Origin of the sequence: Geoanaerobacter pelophilus, assembly GCF_018476885.1 — a bacterium.
GTDB classification, from domain to species: Bacteria; Desulfobacterota; Desulfuromonadia; order Geobacterales; family DSM-12255; genus Geoanaerobacter; species Geoanaerobacter pelophilus.
This window is the reverse complement of sequence record NZ_JAHCVJ010000003.1, coordinates 17,470-43,307: the sequence shown is the minus strand read 5'-3', so window position 1 is coordinate 43,307 and position 25,838 is coordinate 17,470. Positions and strand designations below refer to the sequence as shown.

General features: G+C 60.3%; 13 protein-coding genes and 1 riboswitch. Of the genes, 2 read left to right on the top strand and 11 right to left on the bottom strand.

Annotation, left to right across the window (positions count from 1 at the left end):
* Positions 1 to 37: 37 nt before the first annotated feature.
* From KI809_RS08325 to KI809_RS08300, 6 genes are all read right to left on the bottom strand, one after another.
* Positions 38 to 1,051: an NAD-dependent epimerase/dehydratase family protein gene (locus KI809_RS08325; protein WP_337833294.1), complete on the bottom strand. Its 1,014-nt coding sequence runs from the start codon at positions 1,049 to 1,051 to the stop codon at positions 38 to 40.
* The gene (locus tag KI809_RS08320) at positions 1,027 to 2,667 is read right to left on the bottom strand and encodes a fatty acid CoA ligase family protein (RefSeq protein ID WP_214171093.1); all 1,641 of its coding nucleotides are present in this window, start codon (positions 2,665 to 2,667) and stop codon (positions 1,027 to 1,029) included. The genes KI809_RS08325 and KI809_RS08320 overlap by 25 nt, the downstream gene beginning before the upstream one ends.
* A 16-nt stretch (positions 2,668 to 2,683) precedes the next feature.
* Positions 2,684 to 3,586 carry a zinc transporter ZupT gene (gene zupT / locus KI809_RS08315; protein ID WP_214171092.1) on the bottom strand — a complete coding sequence of 301 codons (903 nt, stop codon included), beginning with the start codon at positions 3,584 to 3,586 and terminating at the stop codon, positions 2,684 to 2,686.
* 3 nt (positions 3,587 to 3,589) lie between these two features.
* Positions 3,590 to 4,372 carry an amidohydrolase family protein gene (locus KI809_RS08310; protein ID WP_214171091.1) on the bottom strand — a complete coding sequence of 261 codons (783 nt, stop codon included), beginning with the start codon at positions 4,370 to 4,372 and terminating at the stop codon, positions 3,590 to 3,592.
* Complete coding sequence (locus tag KI809_RS08305) at positions 4,372 to 5,613, bottom strand: MFS transporter (RefSeq protein WP_214171090.1); 1,242 nt, start codon at positions 5,611 to 5,613, stop codon at positions 4,372 to 4,374. Before KI809_RS08305 ends, KI809_RS08310 begins: the two co-directional genes overlap by 1 nt.
* Positions 5,614 to 5,753: 140 nt before the next feature.
* Complete coding sequence (locus tag KI809_RS08300) at positions 5,754 to 6,614, bottom strand: hypothetical protein (protein WP_246559317.1); 861 nt, start codon at positions 6,612 to 6,614, stop codon at positions 5,754 to 5,756.
* A 98-nt stretch (positions 6,615 to 6,712) separates the two neighbouring features.
* A riboswitch (cyclic di-GMP riboswitch) is annotated at positions 6,713 to 6,789 on the bottom strand.
* Between the two features lie 272 nt (positions 6,790 to 7,061).
* On the opposite strand from KI809_RS08300, the gene KI809_RS08295 reads away from it, so the two are divergent.
* Positions 7,062 to 8,231, top strand: a complete 1,170-nt coding sequence (locus tag KI809_RS08295) for a sensor histidine kinase (protein WP_214171089.1) — start codon at positions 7,062 to 7,064, stop codon at positions 8,229 to 8,231.
* A gap of 15 nt (positions 8,232 to 8,246) precedes the next feature.
* A complete protein-coding gene (locus KI809_RS08290; protein WP_214171088.1) occupies positions 8,247 to 8,615 on the top strand; it encodes a response regulator in 369 nt (122 codons plus the stop codon).
* Between the two features lie 61 nt (positions 8,616 to 8,676).
* On the opposite strand, the gene KI809_RS08285 is transcribed toward KI809_RS08290, so the two are convergent.
* From KI809_RS08285 to KI809_RS08265, 5 genes are read right to left on the bottom strand one after another with little or no spacing between them, the layout of a single operon-like run.
* The gene (locus KI809_RS08285) at positions 8,677 to 9,564 is read right to left on the bottom strand and encodes an alpha/beta fold hydrolase (RefSeq protein WP_337833293.1); all 888 of its coding nucleotides are present in this window, start codon (positions 9,562 to 9,564) and stop codon (positions 8,677 to 8,679) included.
* Positions 9,561 to 10,604 carry a 3-oxoacyl-ACP synthase III gene (locus KI809_RS08280; RefSeq protein ID WP_214171087.1) on the bottom strand — a complete coding sequence of 348 codons (1,044 nt, stop codon included), beginning with the start codon at positions 10,602 to 10,604 and terminating at the stop codon, positions 9,561 to 9,563. Before KI809_RS08280 ends, KI809_RS08285 begins: the two co-directional genes overlap by 4 nt.
* Positions 10,605 to 10,610: 6 nt before the next feature.
* Positions 10,611 to 17,465, bottom strand: a complete 6,855-nt coding sequence (locus KI809_RS08275) for a beta-ketoacyl synthase N-terminal-like domain-containing protein (protein ID WP_214171086.1) — start codon at positions 17,463 to 17,465, stop codon at positions 10,611 to 10,613.
* On the bottom strand, positions 17,462 to 24,238 hold the full coding sequence (locus tag KI809_RS08270; RefSeq protein ID WP_214171085.1) for a type I polyketide synthase: 6,777 nt from the start codon (positions 24,236 to 24,238) through the stop codon (positions 17,462 to 17,464). The genes KI809_RS08275 and KI809_RS08270 overlap by 4 nt, the downstream gene beginning before the upstream one ends.
* A complete protein-coding gene (locus KI809_RS08265; RefSeq protein WP_214171084.1) occupies positions 24,235 to 25,752 on the bottom strand; it encodes a PfaD family polyunsaturated fatty acid/polyketide biosynthesis protein in 1,518 nt (505 codons plus the stop codon). Before KI809_RS08265 ends, KI809_RS08270 begins: the two co-directional genes overlap by 4 nt.
* Positions 25,753 to 25,838: the final 86 nt, after the last annotated feature.

Below are 25,838 nucleotides of genomic sequence, written 5' to 3'. Positions count from 1 at the left end.
CCGTCCTTTTCGATAATCTGAGCTTTCGTTGAAGTGGTTATGTTCTCCCGGCAAGCCACTGCTTCAGCCGTCGCATCCCCTCATCTATAGAAATCCCAGGTTCATAGCCCAGATCGCGCCGGGCCGCAGAGATGTCGAACCAGTGGGCAGTGGCCAGCTCCTGGGCGACAAAGCGAGTCATCGGTGGTTCGCCTGCAAGGCGGCACGCACTCCAGATCTTTTCGCACAGGGCACCGGCGAAATAGGCCAGCCGCGGCGCTATGGTGCCGGTAACCGGTGGGATGTCGGCACTGGCCAGGATACGGTTGACCATATCCCAGAGCGGCAAAGGTTCGTTGTTGGAGATGAAATAGGCTTTGCCGGCCACGGCAGAGCCGGGGAAGAGCCGGTCAGCAGCCAGCAGATGCGCCTGCGCGGCATTGTCCACATAGATGGTGTCCACCGGGCAGGGACGGTTGCCGATCTTTCGCAACCTGCCGCTTTTGCCTCTAGCGATGATGCGCGGCACCAGATGGTTGTCTCCGGGGCCCCAGATCAGATGGGGGCGCAGGGCAACGGTTGCCAGGTCGGCCGCATTGGCGGCCAGCACCAGCTGTTCTGCCAGGGCCTTGGTCTGCGGATAGAAGGCTTCAAAGTGAGCGGGGTAGGGAAGCGACTCGTCACCCCCTTCAATGTCCCGGCCGTCAAACACCACACTGGGCGAACTGGTGTAGACCAGCCGTGAGATGCAATTGGCCCGGCAGGCAGCGATCACGTTCTCCGTGCCGAGCACATTGGCCCGATAGTATTCGCTATACGGACCCCAGACACCGGCCTTGGCGGCAACATGGAACACGATGTCGCAGCCTGCGGCAGCCTTCATTACCGCTGTGCTGTCGGCCAGATCAGCCTGGACCTGTTCCACCCCGAGGCTGGCCAATTCCGGATAACAGGTGCGGGAGATGCTAGCCACCTCATCCCCCCGGTCACGGAGCATCTTGACGATCGCTCCGCCCAGGAAACCGCCACCTCCGGTCACCAGCGCCTTCATTTCAGCTTCCTTGCGGCCCACACCGCCAGCTTCTCCCGGAAGATCTTGGCATTATGCCGGATATCGACCGGAAACGCCGGATGGAAGAGGAAGGTGTCTATCCCCTGGGTATGCAGGTGTGCCAGGGCTATTTCGCGCAGTTCCTTACGAATCTGCTCCCTGGAGCTCTTGCCCCCCCTTTCCAGCTCGATACAGATGACCGGCCGCTGATGACCCTTTGCCCCGACCCCAACCAGGGCGGAGCGGAACACCGCCGGGTGGGTATTAAAGACCGCCTCGCACGGAATGGTGAACAGGGTTTCGTAGCCGGTTTCCACCCGATGGGCCTTTCGGCCGCAGAACCAGATCCGACCCTGATCGTCCTTGCCGCCCAGGTCCCCCATCCGGTGGAAAAAACCGCCGGTTGCCGGGTCTGCGATCTTCGAAAGCCGGTCGGCCTCCGGTCGGTTGAAATAGCCGCTGGTGACCTGCGGTCCCTGGACAATGATCTCGCCGATCTTTTCCAGTGGCAGGCGGAGCGAATCGTCCCAGGTGGGAATCGGCTCGTCGCTGATGCCGATAATCTCCAGCCTGATGCCATCCACCGGCCTGCCCACGCAGACTCCGCCGCCGGCGTCGGTGATCCGCCGGGTCTCGCCCAGGATTTCGCGACTGCCGATGGAACAGACCGGCAGTGCTTCGGTGGCGCCGTAGGGGGTGAAGATCTCGGCATCGTCAGGGAGCAGGGCGCTGAACCGCTCCAGTATCGCTGGGGACACCGGCGCCCCGGCAGAGATCACCCGCTTTAAAGCCGGGAGTTTTAGCCCCTTTTCTTTGCCGTAACGACCGACCCGGTTGAGCAACGCCGGCGAGCCGAACATGGTGGTGGTTTTGAAACGGGTTGCCGGGCCGATGATCCGCTTCGGATTCACCGAGCCGGGGCGGGTGAAATCCATCTGCGGGATGATGGCGGTCATGCCTAGTGCTGGCGCAAACAGGGCAAACAGCGGGAAGGTCGGGAGGTCGATCTCTCCGGGAGTAATGTCGTAGACCTGCCGCAGCGCCTCGACCTGGGCGGCAAAATTACCGTGGCTGTAGACCGCCCCCTTGGGAGTGCCGGTACTGCCGCTGGTGAACAGGATGGCGGCGGTTTCGTCCCTTCTGGTCGCTATTGGCTCGAAACGGCTCAGGTCACTGACCGAGCGGCGGATCTCGTCAAGTGGTACCCCTCCCCAAACCTTGCCGCCGTTGACCGTGACCAGGATCTGCAGAGTGGCCTTCCCCCATCCGAGCAGCCTCCTGGCGAGATGAGCTTTAGGTACGCCGATGAATGCGCTAGGCTCGGCATTCTCCAGGCATCCCTTCATGTTCTTGGCGCCGATGCCCGGATCGATGAACACCGGCACCGCCCCGGACTTGAACAGGGCAAAGGTCAGAGCGAACAGCTCAGGTGATGGGGGAACCAGCAGCGCGGTCCTTACGCCACGCTTGATGCCGATGGCTGACAACCCGGCTGCCAGGCGGTCGCTCTCTGCATCCAATTCGCGGAAGGTCAGGGTGCGGTTCTCCTGCGGAAAGACAATGGCAGGGGTGTCGGGCTGACTCTGGGCCAGTGCGGTCAGCGGGCGGGCGATGTTTATGATGTCAGAGCGGGGCATAGGTAGTAGTTGTATATCATTTCATGAGCAGCAAACTCAAGGCCATAAGCATCATGCCGCCAATCAGCCCCAGAAGGCTGTCGTGCCCCTTGCCGTAGGCGCGGCTGGTCGGGAGCAGTTCGTCGAGGCTGATGTAGACCATGATTCCAGCCACGCCGGAAAAGAGAATCCCCATGATCTGGGGAGGGATGGCTCCGGTCTCTCCGCCAAAGAACAGCCGGATCGACAGATAGGCAACGCCGGCACCGACCGGCTCGGCCAGGCCGCTGACAAATGACCAGGCAAAGGCCTTCTTCCTGTTGCCGGTGGCGTAGAAGATCGGCACTGATACGCTGATCCCCTCCGGGATATTGTGTAGGGCAATGGCGATGGCGATGGCAATTCCCAGGTTTGGGTCGTGCAGCGCTGCCAGGAACGTGGCCAGCCCTTCCGGAAAGTTGTGGATGCCGATGGCCAGGGCCGTGAACAGCCCCATCCTGAGCAATTTCCCTTCATGGACCCCATGGTCGTGCAGTCCGGTGGCTGCGTCGCTGCCGGCGCGGCCGATGAGTGCAAAGTCGGGCATTGCGGCGTCGGGATTGCGTAGCGGCGCTGATTCGCTCTCGCCGTGGATCTCATGCGGGTTCTCCGCCGACGGGATCAGGTTGTCGATGATCCCGATCAGGAACATGCCGCCGAAAAAGGCAGCGGTATTGATCCAGTGGGCCCAGTACTCGCCATAGGCCTCGGTCAGGGCATGGACACCCTTGAAAAAGATCTCGACGAACGAGACATAGAGCATGACCCCGGCAGAAAAACCGGTGGAAACCGAGAGGAACCGGTAATTGGTCCGCTTGGCCATAAAGGCGATAGCGCTACCGATACCGGTAGCCATGCCGGCGAGCAGGGTCAGTCCGAATGCTGTCCAGAGCGGATTCAATGATTATCCTGCGGAGTCGAACGGTTTGCGAGACAGGTAGAATGCTGCGGCATTGCCGTAAAAAACGCGGCTGGCGGCTTCGGGACCAAGGGTATCGACTACTAGGGAAAAGTCACTGTGGTCATAAGGCCTGGGCGCCCTGGTAGATGGCAGGTCAGAGCCGAACATCAGGGCCTCGGGGTTGGCAGAGTGGATATCTTTCAGTGCCGTAGCCGGATCGAAATCCAGCCGACCGAATCCGGTAGCCTTCACCCGCACCCCTTTCCCTGCCAGTTTTATCAGCATGGGGAGCCCTGCCGAGGAAAGCCCCAGATGGTCGATACTTACTGCCGGCAGCCCGCTAAGGGTCATGTACAGCCCAGGCAGTTCTTTCGAATCGACATACAGTTCCACATGCCAGCGGCACAGTTCATAAACCCTTCTTGCCATACGGTCCAGCTGGCTGACCTCTTCAGAGCCGCCCCGCTTGAGGTTGAAGCGGACGGCACGGACCCCGGCAGCATCCAGTTCCAGCAGTTCCTCATCCGAAACCGTGGCCGCTAGCTGCGTCACCCCGACAAACCCTGGCCCAAGGGTCTGCAATGCTTCCTTAAGATAGCTCTGGTCAAATGCCTGGAAAGAGCCGGAGACCACGGCCCCGCCTGCCAGGTTATAGCGCTGCATCTGTTCACGATACATGGCACAGGTGAATTCATCAGGGAGGTAGCCGTTATTCGGCACCAGCGGAAACCGGTTATCGATGATATGGAGATGCGCATCAAAGAGCCTGAATTCGTTTAATTGCATCAGAGGTACTCCTCGAAATAGTCCAAGTCCTTGTGAAAGGTCTCTTCCAGGCGGTAGAGGGAGACCAGGGCAATGAGCATGCAGACACACCCCACGGCAACAGCGCCACGTTCCAGGCCGAGCTGGCCCCGTGCCCACTGGAATGACAGGGTGATCGGCACCACCATCCCCCGCACGAAGTTGGGGACCGTGGTGGCCACCGTGGCTCGCAGGTTGGTGCCGAACTGCTCGGCCGCCACCGTGACGAAGATAGCCCAATAGCCGCTGGCAAAGCCGAGAAAGGTGCAAATGCCGTAAAAGGCGGCTGGGGTAACCCCGCTAGCCAGGAAATACCAGACAACGCCAATGCCGGTCAGGATCAGGAACAGCAGGATCACCTTTTTTCTGCTTTTGAGCAGCTGGCTCAAGGCGCCGCTGGCAAAATCGCCGAAGACCAGGCCGAGGTAGCAGTACATCACGGCATTGCCGGCCGAGACCGGGCCGGTGACTTTTAGCGCCTTGGCGAATTCCGGGGAAAAGGTGATCAGGATCCCCACCACGAACCAGGTGGGGATGCCGATCAGGATCGAGTCGAGATAGCGGCCGAATCGCTTGCGGTCAGTGAACAGGGCGAGGAAGTTCCCCTTGGAGACCTCTTTCTTTTCCATGTCGCGGAACATGCCTGACTCGGCCACGGAGATTCGCAGGATCAGCAGGAGCAGCCCCAGCACCCCGCCGATGAAAAAGGCGTTGCGCCAGTCGAAGCTGGCGGCAACTGCGTTGGCCAGGATGGCCCCCGATACCCCGATGGAGGCGACGATCATGGTGCCATAGCCGCGGACACTCTTGTGGAGCACTTCCGAGACCAGGGTGATCCCGGCACCCAGCTCACCGGCGAGCCCGATTCCGGCAATGAACCGGAGCGCAGCGTAGGCCGGCAGGGAGGAGACCATGCCATTGGCCAGATTGGCGATGGAATAAAGGAAGATGGAGCCGAACATGATCTTGAGGCGGCCCTTGCGGTCTCCCAGAACCCCCCAGATGATGCCGCCGACCAGCATTCCTACCATCTGCATGTTGAGGAGGAACACCCCCTGGTTGATCAGCTCCTGTCCCTGGAGACCCAGGGATTTAAGGCTAGGCACCCGGACAATGCTGAACAGCACCAGGTCATAGATATCGACAAAGTAACCCAGCGCCGCCACAATCACCGGCAGGCTGAACACCTTTTTCCATTTCGCGGACGTCGCATCCTGTTCCATAGATAGCCCCTCCGGTAAAACTAAAAAAGTCACCTCCAGACCTGCCGGAGGTGACTCACTGTACTATCAATGAAACTGCGAATCAATATTGTTTGTTACTGCGTACCAGGAGGAATCGCCTTCTGCAAGCCATTATCCGATCAGCCGTTCGCGACCAGGGCATACTGTTCGCTTGCCAGGACAATCCTGTCGTTCTCAAGCCTTACCGGATGGGCGCTGTGTTCGAGCAGCTCGTAGAGATACTGATATTTGGCCACTTCGGACTGCTGGAAGGTCTTCCGGCCGTAATACTTGCCGGTTTGGACAAAGACATCGGTCACCCCGCGGTCGTCATAGATGGCAAAGTCAAAGGAACTGTTGGTGTCCCTGCCGCTGATGTCAAAGGTGGTCGGCAGCTCGTCACGGAAGGCGATCCGCACATTAACGCAGTCGTTGTACTGAGATAACAGTACCTTCTGTACGTCGTTATCGCCCAGCTCTTCGCGGCTGGTGACAAAGATCCGGGTGACGGTGACCCCGCGGTTGATGGCGCGCAGGTTTGCCTGGTAGAAATTAATCAGCGCCCCGCGGCTCAGCCAGCCCGAGGTCAGCGGGTCCACCGCCTTGATCTGGCTTACCGACTGGTCCGAGAGTCTGGCCCCTTCAAGGTAGAATTCGATCTCATCCAGCGGGATGTAGCCGTTCTGCAGGATCATGATGCTCTTCAGGGTGCTGGCGATCAGCTCGCTTGCCTTTGCCTTGCACTCGGCATCGCTGATCTGAGCCAGGGCAAACGGGATCTCGTGGGCCTCATGATACTTGTCGATCAGGTGCGACTTGGTTGTCTCGATATCCTGACGCACCAGGTAGGTGAACAGTGACAGCAGGATACCAAGGCCGAAGATCAGGTAGGCGGCCTGCTCGTTGTGCAGCACCAGGTGGAAGAAGATCGCCAGTCCCGAACCGACGAGAAATTCGATAAAAACTGCCATCTCCTGGATCTTTTTACTCATGTTAGTCATATATCCTCCGTAATCATCTGTTTAGGTACGGCATCTGTGGCCGGTGTTGAATGGTGAAACCATAAAAAAAGCCGGGTCGCCGAGATATCAAAGGATATTTCGGCGACCCGGCTGTCTCGGTGAGACCCTGTAGGCTTTCCGTCCCATCCTCGCGGATGGTTTAGTATTATCGTGTATCAGGCCAAGCGTGTATTAAGTTTCGTGACAATAACCCATGGTAGTTCAAAAGTCAAGGTGAAAGGCTTAATGAGAGATGTAACATGCTGAAATTAAATGGGTGTTGGCTCGATTTATACAATGCTTGCTGCAGAGGGCAGCTGCTGTCACCTGATCGTTACACGGCATTAACCAGATTGCAATGACTGTCTAATATCCTGCCAGTAAAGGTCGGTAAGGTGAAATGTTTAGTTCAGATGCGCATAGGTGGTTAGTGGCAAGGGGGATTGCATGGTAGATGCTGAGAGCATGGCATCTGTTGCCGGCGATTTGATCATCTGTCGTGATCAGGTGCAGCCTCAGGTTGTTGTGAGCAGCGTGTACGACTGGTTTTCCAGTAATCCTCTTTTGGATGCCATGGCAGTGGTTGATGGGAACAGGCCGGTTGGATTGATTACACGGATGAAGCTGTTCTATACCCTCTCAAAAAGGTTCGGCTACGAACTCCATGCGCGACATCCGATCATAGGCATAGCCGACTCGGTCCCGCTGACGGTTTTTCGGGACGAGGCTCTTGAAATGGTTATTGAGAAGGCATTTGCCCGCCAGCCGAAGGATATTTACGACGAGATCATTGTAACTGACGGTGACGGTTACTACCTGGGGATACTGTCGGTCAAGCAGTTGGTGACCCAGCAGGGTAATGCCCTGAGTAGAAGTGTACTGCTTAAAGAGATTGCAACGGCCCGTGCTGAGGAACTTGAAAGGCTCAACCAAATCAAAACCCAATTTCTTGCCAATGTCACCCATGAACTCCGCTCTCCGGTGAACGCCATTGTTGGGCTGGCCGAGCTCTTGAGGATTGCGGCCGGCAAGGGATCGCTCGAACAGGTACGGGAGCGTCTCTCGCTTATGCTGACCACTGCAACCAACCTGAGGGGGATCATAACCAACATCCTTGATCTGTCCAAGATCGAAGCGGGGAAAATGGAGGTGACGTTTCAGGCTATCGATGTCATGCCGCTTTTGAGCGAGATTGCGGAGACTACCCGTATCCTTGTGGGGGACAAGCCGGTCATCGTCACTGTCAACGGACCGGACTGTCCGGTTAACGTCATGTCCGATCCGATCAAACTGCGACAGATCATCACGAATCTTACCAGCAATGCGGCAAAATTTACCGACGAAGGGGCCATTGACATTGCACTCGCCGTTAGCGACGAACAATTTGAAATTGAAGTAAGCGATACCGGTATTGGTATCGATCAGAAAGACCTCCATTTGCTTTTTACCCCTTTCGGCCAGCTCGAGGATCCAGCAGTTAAAACCCATGTAGGGACGGGACTCGGGTTGGCAATCAGCCGAAACCTCACCAGGCTCATTGGGGGAGAAATTACAGTTACCAGCGCTCGGGGCAAGGGAACCCGATTTATCGTTTCCGCACCGATGCGACACCATTAAATAAAGGGGAGAGCAATGCAGGATAAAAAAAAGGTATTGATAATCGATGATGAAGAACTTCATCTCTATACCAGCAAAGCGTTGTTGGAGAGCGGAGCGCTTGAGGTGGTGACTTATCAGGGGTCATTCGGAGCAACCAACTACGTGAAGAGCGTGCAACCAGATCTGGTGCTGCTTGACGTCAACATGCCGGCTCTTTCCGGTGAAAACCTGGTTACTCTTATCAAGCCGTGGTGCAGGGAGCGGCGGATACCAATACTCTTCTACTCTTCCAACGATGAAGGGATACTGAGAGCCTTGGCTACAGATCATGGAGTTCAGGGCTATATCTGCAAAGGGGATATCCCCGGTCTCTACAAAAGTGTCGAGGAGGCACTTCGATAGCCTGCCACCGTCGGCTATGGAATCAACCAGCTCGGCGATCAGACAGGTGAGTTCAGCAGCTTCAGGCGGATCTCTGGATGAATTCAGCAATCAACGGCACGACCTCGTCCTTGGCGTCTTCGAGGATGTAGTGGCCGCAGTCGGGGTAGGAGTGGACCTCGGCATTGGGGAAGCGTTGCTGCCACTCAGCCAGGAAATGGCGGTCGAAAACGAAATCCAGCTCGCCCCAGACGATCAGCATCGGCAGCTCTTGGAATTGGGCAATACCTTCAGACACGGCAGAGACGATGTCATATCCCTTGTCTCCGGGTGTCAGCGGGATATCCTGCACGAAGCGGAGAGTGGCGATCCGGTTCTGCCATGAGTCGTAGGGGAGGCAGTAGAGACGCTGCAGTTCCGGAGTCATCGGGTTCCGTTTGCAGCCGACCCTGGCCGCGCCCCTGGCAAAGGCGTTGCAGCCGCGCACCAGCAGGGTGCCGATAACGGTATCGCGGCAGATGCGCAACCCCAGAGGAAACGGTTTCTCTTCCGGGAGGTGGAAGGCGCCGGTATTCAGCACCACGATCCGCTCGATCCGCTCCGGGTGGAGAATTGCCCAGGCCATGGCGATCATTCCGCCCCAGTCATGCACCACCAGGGTGATCTTCTCCTGCAGGTCGAGATGGTCGATCAAGCGGTTGAGATCGTTCACCCGGCGGGAGAGGGTGTAGTCGTAACGGTCGTCACCAGGCTTGTCCGAGAGGCCGCAGCCGATATGGTCCGGCACGATACAGCGCCGGCTGCCCCGGAGCGCCAGCACCAGGTTGCGGTAGTAGAACGACCAGGACGGGTTGCCATGGACCATGACCACCGGCGGCCCGTTCCCCTCGTCGAGGTAGTGGTAGCGGAGGCCGTCGAGGTCGAGGTAGTTGCTGGTAAAGGGGTATTCGGCTTTGAAAGCGGTTGTCACCACTGGACTCCTAACATTAAACAGTTCAAGCCGCTGCCGATCCCCAGCAGGGCGACTTTCTGCCTCGGTTCCAGCATGTCGCGCTCCTCGGCTACTGCCATGGTCAGCGGCAGCGACACGGTCCCCATGTTCCCCAGGTATTCAAAGGTGGTGAAGTCCCGGTCATCAGGTATTCCCAGGGTCTTGAGGATGGCGCTCTGGTGGGCCGAACCGACCTGGTGGCAGATGATCCGGTCCACTTCGGCGGTCTGCCATTTCAGCTCGTGGAGCAGCGCGGCCCAGGTCCTGCGGCCCAGTTCCACCCCGAAATTCATGACACTCACCGCGTCGGTGCGCATCGACTGGCTGTAGCCGCCCCGGCCATCAGGGGTCACCCCCCAGAGGCATAGATCGTGGTGTTCCGGGGCTGCCTGGGTAACCCCGCCGACCAGCCTCCGCTTTTCCGCACCCGAAAACGAACCGTCGCTAAGCAGCACCGCCACAGCACCGGAGCCACCGGTAAGGGTTGCCAGGGATACGGCAAAATGCTCCATGCTCCGTTCCTCCAGCATGGCGGCGATCATGATGTCGTTGATCTCACGGGCGCTTTCGCAGGATACCACCAGCCCGGCCCTGATCTGGCCGAGTTCAATCCGGTTGGCCACCTCCAGGATGCCGTTCAGCACCCCGAGGCAGGCGTTGGAGATATCGAAGATGGCGCAGTTTCCTTTTATATCGAGCCCGGCAGCCACTTTGCAGGCAGTGGCCGGCTCGAACTGCTCCCGGCAGACTCCGGTGTAGATCAGCGCGCCGATATCGGCTGGGGAAACCCCGCTCGAATGAAGCGCCTTTTTGGCCGCAGCGATCGCCCCTTTGGAGAGCGGATAGCCCGGTTCCCACCAGCGCCGCTCGCGGATGCCGGTAAGTGCCTGCAACTGGCCCGGAATGAAGCGGAGTGCCTTGTAAAGCGGCTCCAGCCGAGCTTCCAGTTCCGACGATGTGACCACCACCGGCCCGAGTTCGTAGCCGAGGGACTCTATGAAAACCTTGGAATACTTCATCCGTTTCTACTCCACAACTACAGTGAACTGGTTCATCTGGTAGATCATTTTGCCATCGACCGACAGGAACCCGTCGGCGGTCAGGGTGCGTGCCTGCTCATCGGTTGCGGTGATCCAGGCCTCCACAGTAACGCGGCTGTTGCTTGGAACGATCTGGCCGCGGTACAGCCAGCGGTGCCTTGCGCCAAGGGCGATGACAGCGGCTTTCGGCATGCCGAAACGTTCATGGGCAGCATATTTGAGCAGTTGCAGGAACGATTCGAGGCCGAGCGAGCCGGGGGTCACCGGGTCTTCGAAAAAGTGGGCCTTGAAGAACCATTCGTCAGGATCGACATCTTTGATGCCGCGGATGTAGCCAAGCCCTGCCGGTCCACCGTCAGGGACGAACAGCTCGATCCGGTCGATCATCCGCAAAGTTTTTTCCGGGAACGGCGGCTGTTCAGGGTAGGGGAGAGAACTGCCTCGATCAAGCTCGGCAGCAGTGGGCTGATACGGATTGGCGTCGCGGATGCCGACCTGGTTGGCCAGCGCCTCTCTGGAGAAGAAACCGAACATGGTCTCGCCGTTGTAGACGAGCCCGCTGCGGTCGGCCACACTGAAATCGAATTCCTGGATGATCATGCCGCCACTGGTGGCAACCTTCTTCATGGTGGCAACCGCAGTGAGGGTGCCACTGTCAGGCGTCACCGGCCGGTGCTGGATGGCGCTCCCTCCCAGATTGCGGAAGGACAGATCTACCGGCGAAGTGAGGGCCGAGCCGACATAGGCGGCCAGCCAGCCGCAGGGCTGGAGCGCTGCCTCAAGCAGCACGGCGAACGGCATGGCCGGTTGCCGCTCTGCAGTAAAAAACCAGGCATCAGCTGGCAGATCGTATTGGGCTTCGGCCATGGCACCGGCGGTCATCTGCCATGGTTCCCCGGCCAGCCCGGTTATCCGGTCCATGAACTGGAACGGTGGGCCAGGGAGCCGGGCGATCTTCCGGCCGGAGTCGAAGATCCGGTACGGCTCGCCGAACCCTAGCGACGGTTTGCCGTTGCTGTAGGCAAGGATCTGTTCCTTGGTGTAGATGGCAGGCTTTGTGATATCTGCAGCAGGTGCGCTCCACAATGCCGCCAACTGCTCTTGAGTGGTGCCGGTGAGCCGGACCGACATGTTGGTGATCTCGACGATCGGGCGGCCATCGGCATACATCAGGGCATCGCAGATGGCGTACGGCTCCGGACCATAGCCGAGCTCGCGGATGCTGACCTCGTACCCGGCCACTTTGGTTGTTTCCAGTACCTGGCCGCGGCAGCGGAGCCCGCTGGCGATGCCCGGAACCGGCTCCCACACGGAGCGTTCTGCCTCTGCCACCCAGCCCATCCTGAGTAGGAAGATCCGGAGGGTGTGCATGCAGCATTCGTACATCAGGGTGCCGGGCATGACCCGGTCATCGACGAAATGGCAGGTGAGGAACCAGTCGTCCGGCTTGATATCAGCTTCAGCGCGGATGATCCCCAGGCCGTACCTGCCGCCGGTCGGGTCAATCTCGTTCACCCGGTGCACCAGCCGCATCAGGTTGCCCGGTATGGTCAGGGGGTCGGAAATGGCGAGTCCGGCGAACCGGTCACCGAAGCAGCCTGCCAGGTCCCCCTGCCGGAGACGGTCCAGCTGCCCGGCGCTGTAGCTCTCCCGTGCCATCGGCACCAGCTCCTGCCAGTCCGCAGGGCGGATGCCGGATGTGGGGCGGAGGTCAAGGGCCGGGCGGACGATCCCCTTGCCGGCTGCCAGCTCTTCCTCGGAGAAGAAACCGGCACAACCGTCGCGCATGGTGAGCAGCGGTTCGTTGTTGACCGTGGCGTCGAACCGGAAACGGAACAGCCAGGTGTCCCCCTGGCGGAAGAACCGCTCGATCCGGATGTCGTAATGGATGGTGTCGCCCGGTCCCGGCAGCCCGCGGTGAAAGGTGACCACCGCGTCCAGCAGCCGGTAGACCGCCAGGCCGCGGGTGATGAAATCGATGCCGAGATAGCCGGAAAGGAACAGGTCGGCCTGACCTGCTTCCACGGCGATGCAGGTCGGTATCCGGCCGCCATCCAGGTACCAGGCGCCTGGGTGGATGTCGTGTTCGGTGACCACTCGGCCGTTGGTCATGGATCTGGCTTCCCCTTCAAGGGTAACGATCCGGTCCACCAGCATCAGCGGCTCGTCCGGGAGCCGGACCCGGGTCGGGAAGGTGTCGGCCTCGCTGAAAGAAGGGCCGAGCATCTTGGCAACGGACCCGCGGGCAAATTCCAGGCAGAGCTCCCGGTCAAATACTGCTTTTTTTGCCGGTGTTGACAGCGGGGCAGGGGCAACTGCCGGCATTGCCGGGGCTTCCATGGGGAGCTCACCACCAGGTTCGTCCTGCAGGGACATCTGCAAGGCAATGGCATCGGCCATGGATTTGGCAAGGGAGTCGCTCAACCGGAGAAAGGCCTCGTGTGCCTTGATCTGCGCTTCCTGGGACGCTGCCAGCTCGCGGAGTAGCGGATCGTGGGTCGGTTCAGCGACTTGTGATGCCGGAATCCGAGGAGGCTCTTGCGGCGCAACCGATAGTGTCGGCTTAGCAGCCACCGGTTGCCGGACAGCAGGCGCTGGTTTGCCTTGAGGTTGTTTGGGCGGGCTAAACGGTTTGCCGCCGATGACAAGCTGCACAACAGAGCCGGTCGACGTTGATGCTGTACGGATCGCTGGTTCTTGAAAAAGCGGGGCCAGATCAAGCGCCACTCGCTCGCTAACCAGATTGGCCAGCATCCGGACTACAAGCGATGCCGCGTCCTGACCCTGGTAACAGGCTGAACGAGCCAGATGGGGGCGCCCCTCCAGGATTCGGTAGATCATCCTGCTGCAGGAACTGCCCGGCCCCATCTCCAGGAACAGCCGCACTCCGGCATCATAGGCCGAGTTGACCACTGCCGGGAAATCGATCCCTTCGACCGCCTGGGCCAGGATGGCGTCGGCCGCGCTGTCGCGGGTCACGTCGTAGGAACGGCCCCTGGCGCCGCTGTAGAAGGTGATATTGGCAGGAGCCTTGGTGTTGAAGAGATGCAGGTCGTGATACGGCTCCGCAACTTCCTTTGCCACCTCGCAGTGGACCGTGGTGACTCCGGCCAGGGGGTGAAAGCGGCAGCCGAGCATAGCGACCATCCGCTTGACGCCCTTGGCATCGCCGCCGATGACGCACTCGTCCGGGGTGTTGACGATCAACAGGTAGACATGGGCCGTGGTCCGCAGGGCATGGCGCACCTCACGGGCCGTCGCCTCAACCACGCCGATGCTCCAGGCGACCTCCTTGCCATCAGGGAGTCCCCAGGCCTTCCTGGCTGCCCGGCACTCTCCGGCAAGATCCCTGGTGAACAGGGTGGAGGCGTTCATCCGGGAGAACATCAGGTCCCGATCCTTCCAGGCGCGGAGGGCGAACAGCCCGGCCGATTCTCCCAGGCTGTAGCCGATCACCGACTGTGGCTCTACGCCGAAACTCCGGACAATGTCGCTCACGGCGCAACCAGTGGCCACCTGACCGAAGATGACCGCCTTATGGTCGTTATTGAGTTCATCTAACGGTGCGCCGCTCCAGAACAGTTCGGGCCGGAACTGGTCGCGCAGGCGCTGGTTCTCGCTGTCCTGGCGGCGATAGATAGCCGGCCAGCGGGAGGAGAGTTCCAGACCCATCGCGGGGAAGTGGTTGCCGGAGCCGGGGAAGACAAAGGCTATTTTGCTGTCCCTGCCGAGCGGCCTGGTCGAATAGAACAGCCGGTCGCGCAGTGCTGGATGGGTTATGGGCGCTTCTTTACCGGATAACACCGACTCGATGCCGAGATCGACCAGTGCGTTCAACTCCTCTACCGTCCTGGCGACAAGGGCAACGGCGCGTGGTTGGTCGCCTTTTGCTGTCAGCCGCTCATAACATTGCCGGGCCAGGGAGGGTAGCTCCAGGTCAGCGGCAGCGCTGCACCGTTTTTTGAGCAGCTCTAATTCCTGATGCAGCTCTGAACCGTTTTCGCCGGCAACCGCAAACAGGTATTCGTTCAGCCTGCCGGTAGGGGCGATCCGCTCCTGTTCTGCCTGTGTTGGAAGCCTTTCCCACCCCTCCAGGATCAGATGGCTGCAGCTGCCGTCAATGCTGAAAGAAGATATCCCCGCTCGACGCGGGCCATCGGCCCTGTTGCGCAGCCAGTATCGCGGGGAGTCTGGAAGGGTAAGTTGCTGGATGGCTGAGAGTTCCGCGGCAGGCGCTTCTATTCCACGGCATCCGGGGATGATCTCCTGATAGAGCGCCAGGCAGCCCCTGACGAATGACGCCAGGCCGGATGCCGCGCCGCAATGGCCGATATCACCCTTGACCGATGATATTGAGCATCTGCGGGGCGTTGTTCCCTTTGTTTTGGCAAACAGGGCGGCCAGGGCCTTGGCCTCCATCCGGTCCTCTGCCGGGTGGCCGCTGGCAGCAGCCTCCAGGTAATCCACGGATGAGCCGGCACCGGCATCCCGATAGGCCATCTCTACTGCGCGGCAGTAAGCGTCGCTGCCGGGCAACAGCGTGGTGCCGCTGCTGGAACCGATGCCACGGATTACCGCATAAATTCTGTCGCCATCCCTCTCGGCATCTTCCAGTCTCTTCAAAACTACTGCGGCTGCGCCTTCGCCGATCAGGCTGCCGTCTGCCTGGGCATCAAACGGAACGCCCCGACCCGAACGGGAGAGCGGCCTGACTGCGTGGTGACCCAGTACGGCACGGATATCACCAGCCATGTCAACGGCACCCACCAGAGCACGGTCGGTTTCTCCCTTTTGCAACAGCCTGACCGCAGTCTCCAGGGCCTTGATTCCGGAGTTCTCCTCGCTGGAGATGGTGAAACTGGGTCCGCCGACCCGGAACTCCCTGGCGATCCGGCTGGCAACAACGCTGCCAAGGGCGCCCATGGTCCGGTTAGCGGTCAGCGCAGGACCGGCGGCATCGCGCAGGCTCTTGGTCCATTCTGCCATGTCACCGGCAGAGATTTCGCTACCGGCCTTGACAGCCCAACCTTTGGCCCGTTCGGCCAGGGACCAGCGGTAGCTGAAGTTGGTGCTGTTCAGGTCAAGGGCAATGCCGATCAGAACGGAACTGTTGAGGTTATCGTCGCGGTCGAGTCCGGCGTCCTCCATGGCAGCGGCGGCAGACTGCAGCATCACCAGCTGCTGCGGGAGCATTTCCTCCATCTCCCTCGGCGGAATCCGGAACTTTTCAGTCGGCACCTGGACATCACCCAGGAAGAACCCGGCAAAAGGGGTGGACTCCAGCCCCTCATTCTTGAACCATTGGTTGTTCTGGGCACCCCACCAGTTGGTCGGCGGGGTCGGCTGCATCGAGCTGTCATGGCCAAGAACCCGCTCCTGATAGGACCTGAGAGACGACCAGGGGCCGAACCGGGCATCCATGCCGACTACCGCAATAAGTGGCCGGTTATCGCTGTTCGTTGTCTGGTTTGTCTGAATTTCGGTTTCCGGCAGCCATTCCTCCACCAGGAGGTGGGCGTTGATCCCGCCGAAACCGAAGGCGCTCACCGCCGCTCGCCTGGGAACCCCCTCTCTCCTGCGGTTCCAGGCCGCTTGCTCTTTCAGAACCGTGAACGGGGAGTTGTCCAGCTCCATGCCGGGTTGCGGGGCGTTAAAGCCGGCGGTAGGCGGGAGCGTCTCCTGCTGCATCGAGAGCAGCACCTTGGTGAGCGCTGCGGCACCAGCCGCGGTCAGGAGGTGGCCGATATTGGATTTTACGGAACCGATGACGCACCGGCCAGGCTCAGCAGCGCTCTCGCTCCATAATTCCCGGAGGCTTGCTACCTCGGTGGCGTCACCGACCGGGGTACCGGTGGCGTGACACTCAATCAGGTCCACATCGGACGGCGACCAGCCGGCCTTGGCATAGGCGGCACGCATCGCCCTGAGCTGACCTTCGGACATTGGGGCCAGCAGGCTGCCGCCAACATCGTTTGCCACGCCCACGGCGCGGATTACCCCGTAGATCCTGTCGCCATGGGCAACGGCATCCTCGGTCCGCTTGAGCAGGAAGATCCCGGCCCCTTCGCCCACGACCAGACCGTCGCCGGTTGCATCGAAGGGGGCGCATATCCCCTTTTTGGAAAGCGCCCGAAGCTGAGAAAACCCCATCTGGGTATAGAGCGGGTCGGGACGGGAGAGACCGCCGGTGAGCATGGCATCGCAACGGCCTTCCAGGAGTTCGTCCATGGCGAGTTTTACGGCATAGAGTGAGGAAGCGCAGGCGGCGTCGAGGGTGAAACTGCCGCCGCCCAGCCCGAGGGCATGGGCGAGTATTCCGGCCGGAAGTCCGGCAACGTAGCGGTTGAGGGGATCGGTGGCCACAGCATCGCTGCTGGTGCCGAGAAGCGCTTCTTCGAAGCTCTTTCCGAGCCATTGGCGGGTAAGGAGAGTGGATTTCTCGCTGGGCAGCGCCAGGTTGCCGATAATCACCCCGATCCGGTCGCGGTTCAGCTTTTCGGTGATTGCGTCATCAAAGGCGCGCTTGCCGGCGTGGAGCAGCAGATGAAACAGCGGGTCCAGATCGGCCAGAAGGGCCGTGTCAATGGCAAGACCTGAAAGATCGGCCAATGGCGGGATCTCGTTGATAAAGCAGCCGCGGCGGGAATAGACGTGGTCCGGTTTTCCTACCTCCGGGTCATAGGCCACGTCAACGGGGATCTGCCAGCGTCCGTCGGGGACCTCCCGGGCCGCACTCCTGGCGTTGCTGATGTTGTCCCAGAACCGGCCGAGATCGTGGGCGTCCGGGTATATTCCCCCGATGCCGACAATGGCGACTGAAGAACCGCGTGCGTTTTTCATGCTACGCCGAGCTGGTGCAGCTGGTTACGCTGAAACGCTTTCTGCAAGGACGGGTCGATAACGCATTCGTATCCTTCCATCCGGGCGATGAGCTTGCCGGTCTGGCGGTCCAAGAACTCGATGTCGGCAGTGGCCGAATGCTCGTGAACCTCGGTGACGCGGATCATGACATGGGCGCCGTCGCGCGGGAATGCCTCGCTGAACTGGCGATATCTCCCGGCGAAAGTGGGGAGTGACCCTGCCCCGGTACGATCAAAGCTCCAGAGGATCATCATCTGGAAGGCGCAGTCCATCACCAGCGGATCGGTCAGCCAGCTGTTCCGCAGTGGCTGGCTGATCCAGCTGGCCGGTTGCGGCGCGCCTTTGACCATGGCTGAGATCCCTTTCGGCGAACAGCACTCGACCTCTTCGATCCCCTGCAGGTCCGGACCGTGGAACAGCCGGTCCTTGTCATAGATGACCCCGTTGTGGGGCACGAATGGGGTGGCCGGCAGCTCGGCAATGGAGCGGATACCTTCGGGAAGACGGGTAGCCAGTACGATCTCGGTCCGCACATGAAGCTGGTCCTGGCCGTTGGCCGAACTGCTGTGCAGCTCGATTGGCACCAGGTGGAACGATTCCTTCTTTTCGACCTTGCCTGCCAGTATCCGGAGGTTGCACGGCGCACTGCCGTCGAAGATCACCCCCTTGAAGATGCGCAGATCGTTGAAGCCATGAAAGCGGAGGCCGGGGTTACTGTGCAGGGCGCCGTGGGCGAGCCACTCGACGATGACCGCCATCGGTAGCACTGCCTTGCCGTCAATGACGTGGGATTTGAGGAACGGATAGTTATTGACGTTCAAGGTGATGGCAAGCGCTTCGGAAAGGGGTTTGACCCGTGGCGAAGCAGGTTTTGCCTGGGGAACGGTCTTGCCTCCGGCCAGTGCCACCACTTCCACCGGGGCATCCGCAGCAGCAATCTCGCGGATCAGAAGTTCACTTCCTTCTTTGAGGCCGATGAGGGCGATCCCTTCGTCACTGAATACCTTTTTCAGGGAATTGGTGACCATGCCGCCATCCCAGGGGCCCCAGTTGATGCAGACGGTTCGGCATCCCGGCCGGCGCCGGGCCTCGACCTGGGCCAGCTTGTTGAGCACTTCATTGGCAACGGCGTAGTCGACCTGACCGGTACGGCCAAAGCGGCCGGTGGTTGAGCCGAACAGGGCTATGAACCTGAGGTCGTCTTTTGCCGTGGCATCGAGCAGGGCACGCAATCCCGCAACCTTGGTCGAGTAAACCTGGGAGAACTGTTCCCGGGTTTTGTCGGTTATCAGGCGGTCGGCAAGCACCCCGGCGCCGTGGACAATGCCGCGGATCCTGCCATGCTTGCGCCGGATCTCGTCAAGTAGCGGCGTTATCTCTTTCTTGTCGCGGATATCGAGCGACCGGTAGCTGACCGTGGCGCCGCTTGCCTCTATCCTGGCAATGGTCTCTTTCAGCTCCCGTCCGGCAATGATCGAACGGTAACGCTCCTCGACCTCTTTGGGGAACAGCTTCTCACCGGCGTGTTTGAGTATGGCGCGCTTGATCCCTGCTTCGTCGCCAAGCTGTGACAGCCACTCCGGCTCAATTGACGGTTCCGGGCTCCTGCCGAGCAGCACCAGATGGGGCCTGAAAGCCTCTGCCAGAGCGATGGCCGTGGCGGCAGTCACTCCGCGGCCGCCGCCGGTAACGATAACTACTTCTCCCTGGTTCAAGGTGGCGCCTTCAGCCGGTGGCAACTGAGGGAGTTCGGCCAGGGAAAGGGAGGTTCTGCCCTTGGGGGTCAGGCCGACTTCGACCGGGCCGGACGAGAAGATCTCTTCGGCAACTGCCCCGGCTGCCGCCGCCTCGTTGGAGAAGCTCCCGAGATCTATCGCTTTGCACGATACTTCCGGCCACTCCCTGGATGCTGTCTTGGAGAGACCGGCAAGACCGCCGGAAAGCGGGTCAATCAGGGTGGTGCCGGCCCCGCAGCCGAATTTGCCGTCCAGCCGGGACACGGTGACGAAAATAGCGCCGCCGGATGAACCTGCACGCCGCAGCGAAAGTGATGCCTTGCGCAGCAACAGGAACGATTCTTCGATAAAACTGTCGCTGGTGCCGGTTGATGGAGCACAGACAACCAGGCCTGAGAGTTCCGAGTCCGGGAGGTTGTCAATCGAATCGCCGGGAGCAATCATCCGTACCGCATGGCCGCGGCTTCTCAGGTTAGAGGCGAGTTCTCGGGGGAATTGCGAACCGTTGTCGGTTATCCAGAATTCGCCGCCAGGGGCGACTTCCAGTTTTTCCGATGCCGGCTGGAGCTGCACCGGCACGATGGCGCTCCGGTTAACAACGGTTGCTGCGGTAGCGGCAGCTGAAGGCAGGGAATTGACAGGCTTCGGTGCCGCTGCCGGGGCATCCTGGTTCACCGCGAGACCCCCCTGCAGGTGCTGGACAATTTCCCCCAGGGTGTGCAGTGTTCCCAGATGTTCGGGGCCGATGACCGGTGCCTCGGGGAGCCGCTCCTGGAGGGTCGAAAGGATCTCGACCCGCTTGATCGAGTCGATGCCGAGGTCAGAATCCAGCCCCATGCCGAGTTCCAGCATCTCCACCGGATAGCCGGTCTTGTCACTAACCACGGAGAGGAGAGTCCCGGCAATATCTACTGAAGCTGTCGGTGCCGATACGGCAGCGGCTGCTTCCGGAGCCGGTGCCACGGAGACCGTTCCTGCTCCGAGAAAGTTGGCGATCTCGCCGAGGGTGTGGAGCGTACCCAGATGTTCCGGGCCGATGACGGGTGCTTGCGGCAGTCGCTCCTGTAAGGCGGAGAGAATCTCGACCCGCTTGATGGAATCGATGCCGAGATCAGAATCCAGCCCCATGCCGAGTTCCAGCATCTCGACCGGGTAGCCGGTCTTGTCGCTGACCACGGCCAGCAGGGCGTCGGTAACAACAGTCGAAGAAGGAGTTGGCGCCGGGCTGGGAGCAGTCACGATATTCGTGGGTGCTCCTGATCCAAGGTGCGTGGCGATCTCACCCAGGGTATGCAGTGTCCCCAGGTGTTCCGGGCCGATGACCGGCGCTCCGGGGAGCCGCTCCTGCAGGGTGGAAAGGATCTCGACCCGCTTGATCGAGTCAATGCCGAGGTCAGAATCCAGCCCCATGCCGAGTTCCAGCATCTCCACCGGATAGCCGGTTTTCTCGCTGACCACGGTGAGCAGGGTCTCGGTGATATTATTGGCGGAGGCTGCTGGCGCTGCCTGAACAACGGGTGCTGCAGACGCTTCGCCTGCACCCAGGTGCCGGGCGATTTCGCCCAGGGTGTGCAGGGTGCCCAAATGTTCGGGGCCGATGACCGGCGCTCCGGGAAGCCGTTCCTGCAAGGCCGAAAGGATCTCGACCCGTTTAATCGAGTCAATGCCGAGATCCGAATCCAGCCCCATCTCCATTTCCAGCATCTCTTCGGGATAGCCGGTTTTCTCGCTGACTACGGCGAGGAGCGTCTTGGAGACTTGATCTGTGGCGCCAACCGTTGGTACAGGCAGTGGTTGCGCCGGAGTAATGGCTATTGGCGCTGGTTGCACCGGCGGCATTACTGGTGGCTCCGGCAGTGCGAAGCTTGGCGGAGCAGCAGGAGCGACATAAGGCACGCTGCCGCTGTTGAGAAGATTGTGCTGTTGGGCCAGAAGCATCTGCAAGGTTCTGCTCGCCGCTTCCTGGCCTTCGAGAAAACGCTGGTGCAGGCGTGCCGTGTCTTCCTGCATCTTCTGCAGTACCGCCATGCTTTCGCGGGCAACGCGGAGCGACTCCGCAACGCTTTCCCTGGGTGCCTGCGGTGAAGGAGCAGGCACGATTGGCTGCTGGGCAGCGCTGTTTGGCACAGCCGGCGCCGTGTGCCCTTGAGCAAAAGTCCTCGGGGCGACAGGCGGCCGTTTTGCCTTGGGTTTTACATAATTGGCGCCGCAGATGGGCACGGTCATGGCCGGTTTTTTGCCACTTGCTGTTGCCGGCGGCCGATAATCGGCATCCCAGGCAGTCAGTTTCAACTGGTGACCGTATACCGCAAGCTGGGCCAGTAGGCGGGCGAGATCGGCAATGCCTGTCCGCTTGCCGTTGGATGAGTCGAGCGCAACGGAAACATGCTCCCGGTCGCCGAGGATCGCCTTGATCAGGCCGGTGAGACGGGTGCCAGGCCCGACTTCGATGAAGGTGCGGATTCCGGCACTGTACATGGCCTCGATTTCTGCGACAAACTCCACTGGTTTGGCCAGCTGGTTTGCCAGCAGAGTCTTGGCCTCTGCTGGCGCAGAAGGATAGATGTCGCCGCTAGTGTTGGCATATACGGCAATTCTTGCCGGGTTCAGGTCAATGGCGGAGAGCGCCTCAAGGAACGGTTCTGCCGCGTCGGCGACCAGCGGGCTGTGAAATGCCGCTGCCACCGGCAGTTTCTTGGTCTGGAGCTTCCTCGCAGCGAATGCCGCGCAAGCGCGATCGATCTCTGCGCTGCTCCCGGATAGCACCGCCTGAGTTGGTGAGTTGCGGTTGGCAATCACCAGTTCCAGATGTTCCTCGGCAATGATCCCCTCAATAACAGGCAACGGAGCAGGTACGGCCAGCATGCTTCCCCGGTCGCCGTCACCCCTGGCCATTAGTGCCCCTCGGAGGCCAGAGAGCGCATGGAACGAGGGCTCGTCCAGGACGCCGGCAACGCATAGCGCCGTCAGTTCGCCGTAGCTGTGGCCGGCAACGGCATCCGGCTCGATGCCGAATGTTTCAAGCAGCCTCATGGAGCCAAGACTAACCGCGCCGATTGCCGGTTGGGCAACATCGGTGGCGCGAAGTTCTGATTCCTGCCGGTCGCGGGTATCGGCACCGAACGATTGCAGCGGATAGATAAAATCGGAAAGCCTGCTGGTGCCGCGAGCAGTAAAGCGCTCATCAGCGGCTGCGATGACCGAGAACAGCTCGGGAAAGCTACAGGCCAGATCGCGCTGCATGCCGAGATACTGAGACCCCTGGCCCGGAAAGACGACCCCGGTCTTGCCCCCTGCAGCGGCACTGGAGAAACAGGCGCCGTCCGGTGTCTGCCAGGCGGCTGCCTGGTTGCTGCGGAGCATGGCCTGGGTATTGGCGAACATGGTGGTCAGGCTGGTGCGGTCCTTCTCAACCACCAGCGCCAGGCGGCAGGGGGCCGACGGCTCAAACTCCAGGCGGAGCTTGGCGCCACGGGTACGAAGCTCATCCCAGGTGAGGTCGGTCGGGAATTCGCTCAGAACCTCTTCCAGCTCGCTCCGGTTTGATGCGGCAAACGCTAGGATCTGGACCGATCCATCCCAATCGATTGCGGTTTTTTCCGGGAGGTACTCTTCCAGCACGGTATGAAAGTTGGAGCCACCAAAGCCAAAGGCGCTGACCGCAGCGCGTCTCGGCACTCCTTTAGGAGATAGCCAGGGACGTTTCTCTGCATTCAGGTAAAAAGGGGTCTTGCCGCCTGTTACCTCTTCTAGCGGATTGGTCACTTTGATGGTGGGGGGAATAACTTTGTGGTGCAGCGCCAGCGCCGCTTTAATCAAACCGGCGGCTCCTGCTGCCGCCTTAGTGTGGCCGATCTGCGACTTTACCGAACCAAGGGCACACCATGGCTGGTCAGAATCGCCATAGATCTCGCGCAGTGCCGAAACCTCCACGCCGTCTCCCACCTTGGTCCCGGTGCCATGTGCCTCCAGCAACCCGATGCTTTGCGGGGTCACCCCGGCGTTTTCGTAGGCGTTTTTCAATGCTTTTTTCTGGCCACCGGCACTTGGCGCATAGATAGCGTCACCTTTGCCGTCGCTGGACGAGCCTATCCCCTTGATCACCGCGTAGATGCGATCTCCGTCGCGCTCGGCATCGGCCAGCCGTTTGATGACCACTATGCCGAGCCCTTCGCCGAGAATAGTGCCGTCACCGGAAGCGTCGAACGGCTTGGCGTTGCCGGTTGGCGAGAGGGCAGGGGTCTTGCTGAAACACATATACATGAAGATATCGTTAAAGGTGTCGATCCCGCCGGTTACCACCATGTCCGACTTGCCGGTGGCAAGCTCCATGCTGGCAAGGTGGAGCGCGCTGAAGGAGCTGGCGCAGGCGGCATCGACCACGCAGTTGGTCCCGCCCAGGTCGTACTGCTTGCTGATCCGGCCTGCCACCACATTGCCGAGCAGCCCTGGAAACGAGTTCTCCTGCCACGGGACGTAGGAGTCGGAAATGCGCTGCACCACGTCTTCTGCCACGGCGTCTTCCACCCCGGCCTCTTTCAGGGCCTTTTTCCAGAGCGGGTGGCCCAGCCTGGCCCCCAGGGGTATCACCAGTTCCAGAGTTCCGGTCACGCCGAGGATTACGCTGACCCGGTTGCGGTCATATTGGCGGTCCGGGCCGTAGCCTGCATCCTTGAGCGCCTGACCGGCTGCGACAAGACCGAGCAGTTGCGAGGTGTCGATCGCTTCAAGGGTATTGGGAGGGATATTGAATTCCAGCGGGTTGAACTGGAGTGGCGAGAGAAAGCCACCACGTTTGCCGTAGGTAAAATCCGGGGTCTTCTGGTCAGGTGAATAGTAATCTTCCACGCGCCAGTGGGTCGAGGGGATATCGGTGATGGCATCGATCCCTTCGCGGATGTTTGCCCAATAAGTCGTCTGGTCTTCGGCTTTGGGGAAAAGGCAGCCGATTCCCACTATTGCCAGCCGTGCTGAGTTGTCCCTGCATGTGTCAGTGTTGGCAGCGTCAGTTCTCACCTGAGATACTCCTTGAGCTTGGTTTCTTCTAAAGGTTCCGTGCTTGTCAGCCCGTCAGGTAGTCTGGCTCCCTGGCAGCGAACGATGTTGGCGCGGGTCAGGACCGCGGCGCCGTAAAGTATATTTTGAGCTACCGTAACCACCCGCCGGTTTTCCGGGGCAGCCAGGAAGGTTCCGTCAACCCATTCGTTGAATGCCCCCATGGCCGGGCCGCACCAGACCTGGTAATCTACAGTGCGTGAAGAGTCGCCATCCTTGGCCCAGTGGGCGCCCTGGCCGAGATACCAGCGGAATACCAGGGCCATCCGGTGTTTCGGGTCCCGGTCACCACGCTCCACCTGTCGCGGGTCCCGCTGCAGGAAATAGGTGCGGGTCTGCTGCCAGACCTCGGCTATGGTTGATCTGAAGACGGTTTTTTCCAGCTTTTCCCGCTCAGCAGCCGGAATATCGTCTATCCCCGGACAGGAGCGGTAGATCTCGTACAGCTTGGCCGCCCGCATCGGGAACATGGTGCCACGCTTGAGGACCTGTACTGTGACCCCCATCTCGAACATATCCGCTGCTGGTGCCATGATCACGTCGGCCTGGCGGGTGGCTGCCAGCATCTCGCGCACAGCCTGGGAGGTGCCGGACTCTACGCATGACTGGTTTACCGACCCGGTCATTATCCAGTCGGCACCCATGGCAAATGCGGCAGCTGCAGCGTGAGGAGTGCCGATCCCGCCGCCAAGGCCGGTCATGAGGTTTACCGCATAACCATGCTCTTGCTGCAAGCGCGCGGCCACTGACCTGATTGTCGGGAACAGTGCCATGGCGGGCCTATTGTCGGTATGTCCGCCGGAGTCTGCTTCAGCGGTCACATACTGGGCCATGGGGATCTGGGCCGCCATTTCAGCCTGCTCAACGGTTATGGTGCCCTCAGCAACCAACTGGGCAAGGAATTTTTCGGGGGGTGGCGAAAAGAAACGGACCGCAAGCTCTTCCCGCGATACCTTGGCAATGATCCGGTTCGGCGTCTCAATCTGACCGTCAGGAGTGCGGTGAATGCCGTGCAGTCGATAGCGGACCAGGGGCAGGGACAGGGACAGGAAAGCCGAGGCCTCGACCAGTCTCACCCCTTTGCGAATATATAACTCTGCCAGCGCCTGCTCAAGGTCAGGTTCCTGGGGGGAGTGGATCAGATTGATTCCGTATGCCACTCCGGAAGCCTGCAACCGGTCAATAGCCGACTCAACTGTTGCCAGCGGCAGTCCGGCAGCGCCGAAGAAACCGAGCATCCCGGCCTTGCCCAGTTCGACAGCCATCTCCACCGAACTGATCCCCTTGGCCATTGACCCTCCCAGGTATGGGTAGCGGATGCCAAGGTCAGCGCAAAATTGCGGAGAGCCGAGGTTCTGAGGCGGGCATTGCGGGATGGTTACTGGATCTCCGTTGAGCAATGAAACGGCTCCTGTGCGCCGGATATCACGTAGAAGTTCGCTTAACGACTCATTGCCGGAAGGGATTTGATTCAATTAACAAGCTCCTGATGTAATTAACTGGAATAAAACTTTATACATCTAGCTGAATTTGACCGAAAAGACAAGAAGGATAAGACTCT

Coding starts and splice junctions, on each gene's coding strand:
- KI809_RS08320 (WP_214171093.1), bottom strand. CDS start 2,667: ATGCCCCGCTCTGACATCATAAACATCGCCCGCCCGCTGACCGCACTG.
- KI809_RS08310 (WP_214171091.1), bottom strand. CDS start 4,372: ATGCAATTAAACGAATTCAGGCTCTTTGATGCGCATCTCCATATCATC.
- KI809_RS08305 (WP_214171090.1), bottom strand. CDS start 5,613: ATGGAACAGGATGCGACGTCCGCGAAATGGAAAAAGGTGTTCAGCCTG.
- KI809_RS08300 (WP_246559317.1), bottom strand. CDS start 6,614: ATGACTAACATGAGTAAAAAGATCCAGGAGATGGCAGTTTTTATCGAA.
- KI809_RS08295 (WP_214171089.1), top strand. CDS start 7,062: ATGGTAGATGCTGAGAGCATGGCATCTGTTGCCGGCGATTTGATCATC.
- KI809_RS08290 (WP_214171088.1), top strand. CDS start 8,247: ATGCAGGATAAAAAAAAGGTATTGATAATCGATGATGAAGAACTTCAT.
- KI809_RS08280 (WP_214171087.1), bottom strand. CDS start 10,604: ATGAAGTATTCCAAGGTTTTCATAGAGTCCCTCGGCTACGAACTCGGG.
- KI809_RS08275 (WP_214171086.1), bottom strand. CDS start 17,465: ATGAAAAACGCACGCGGTTCTTCAGTCGCCATTGTCGGCATCGGGGGA.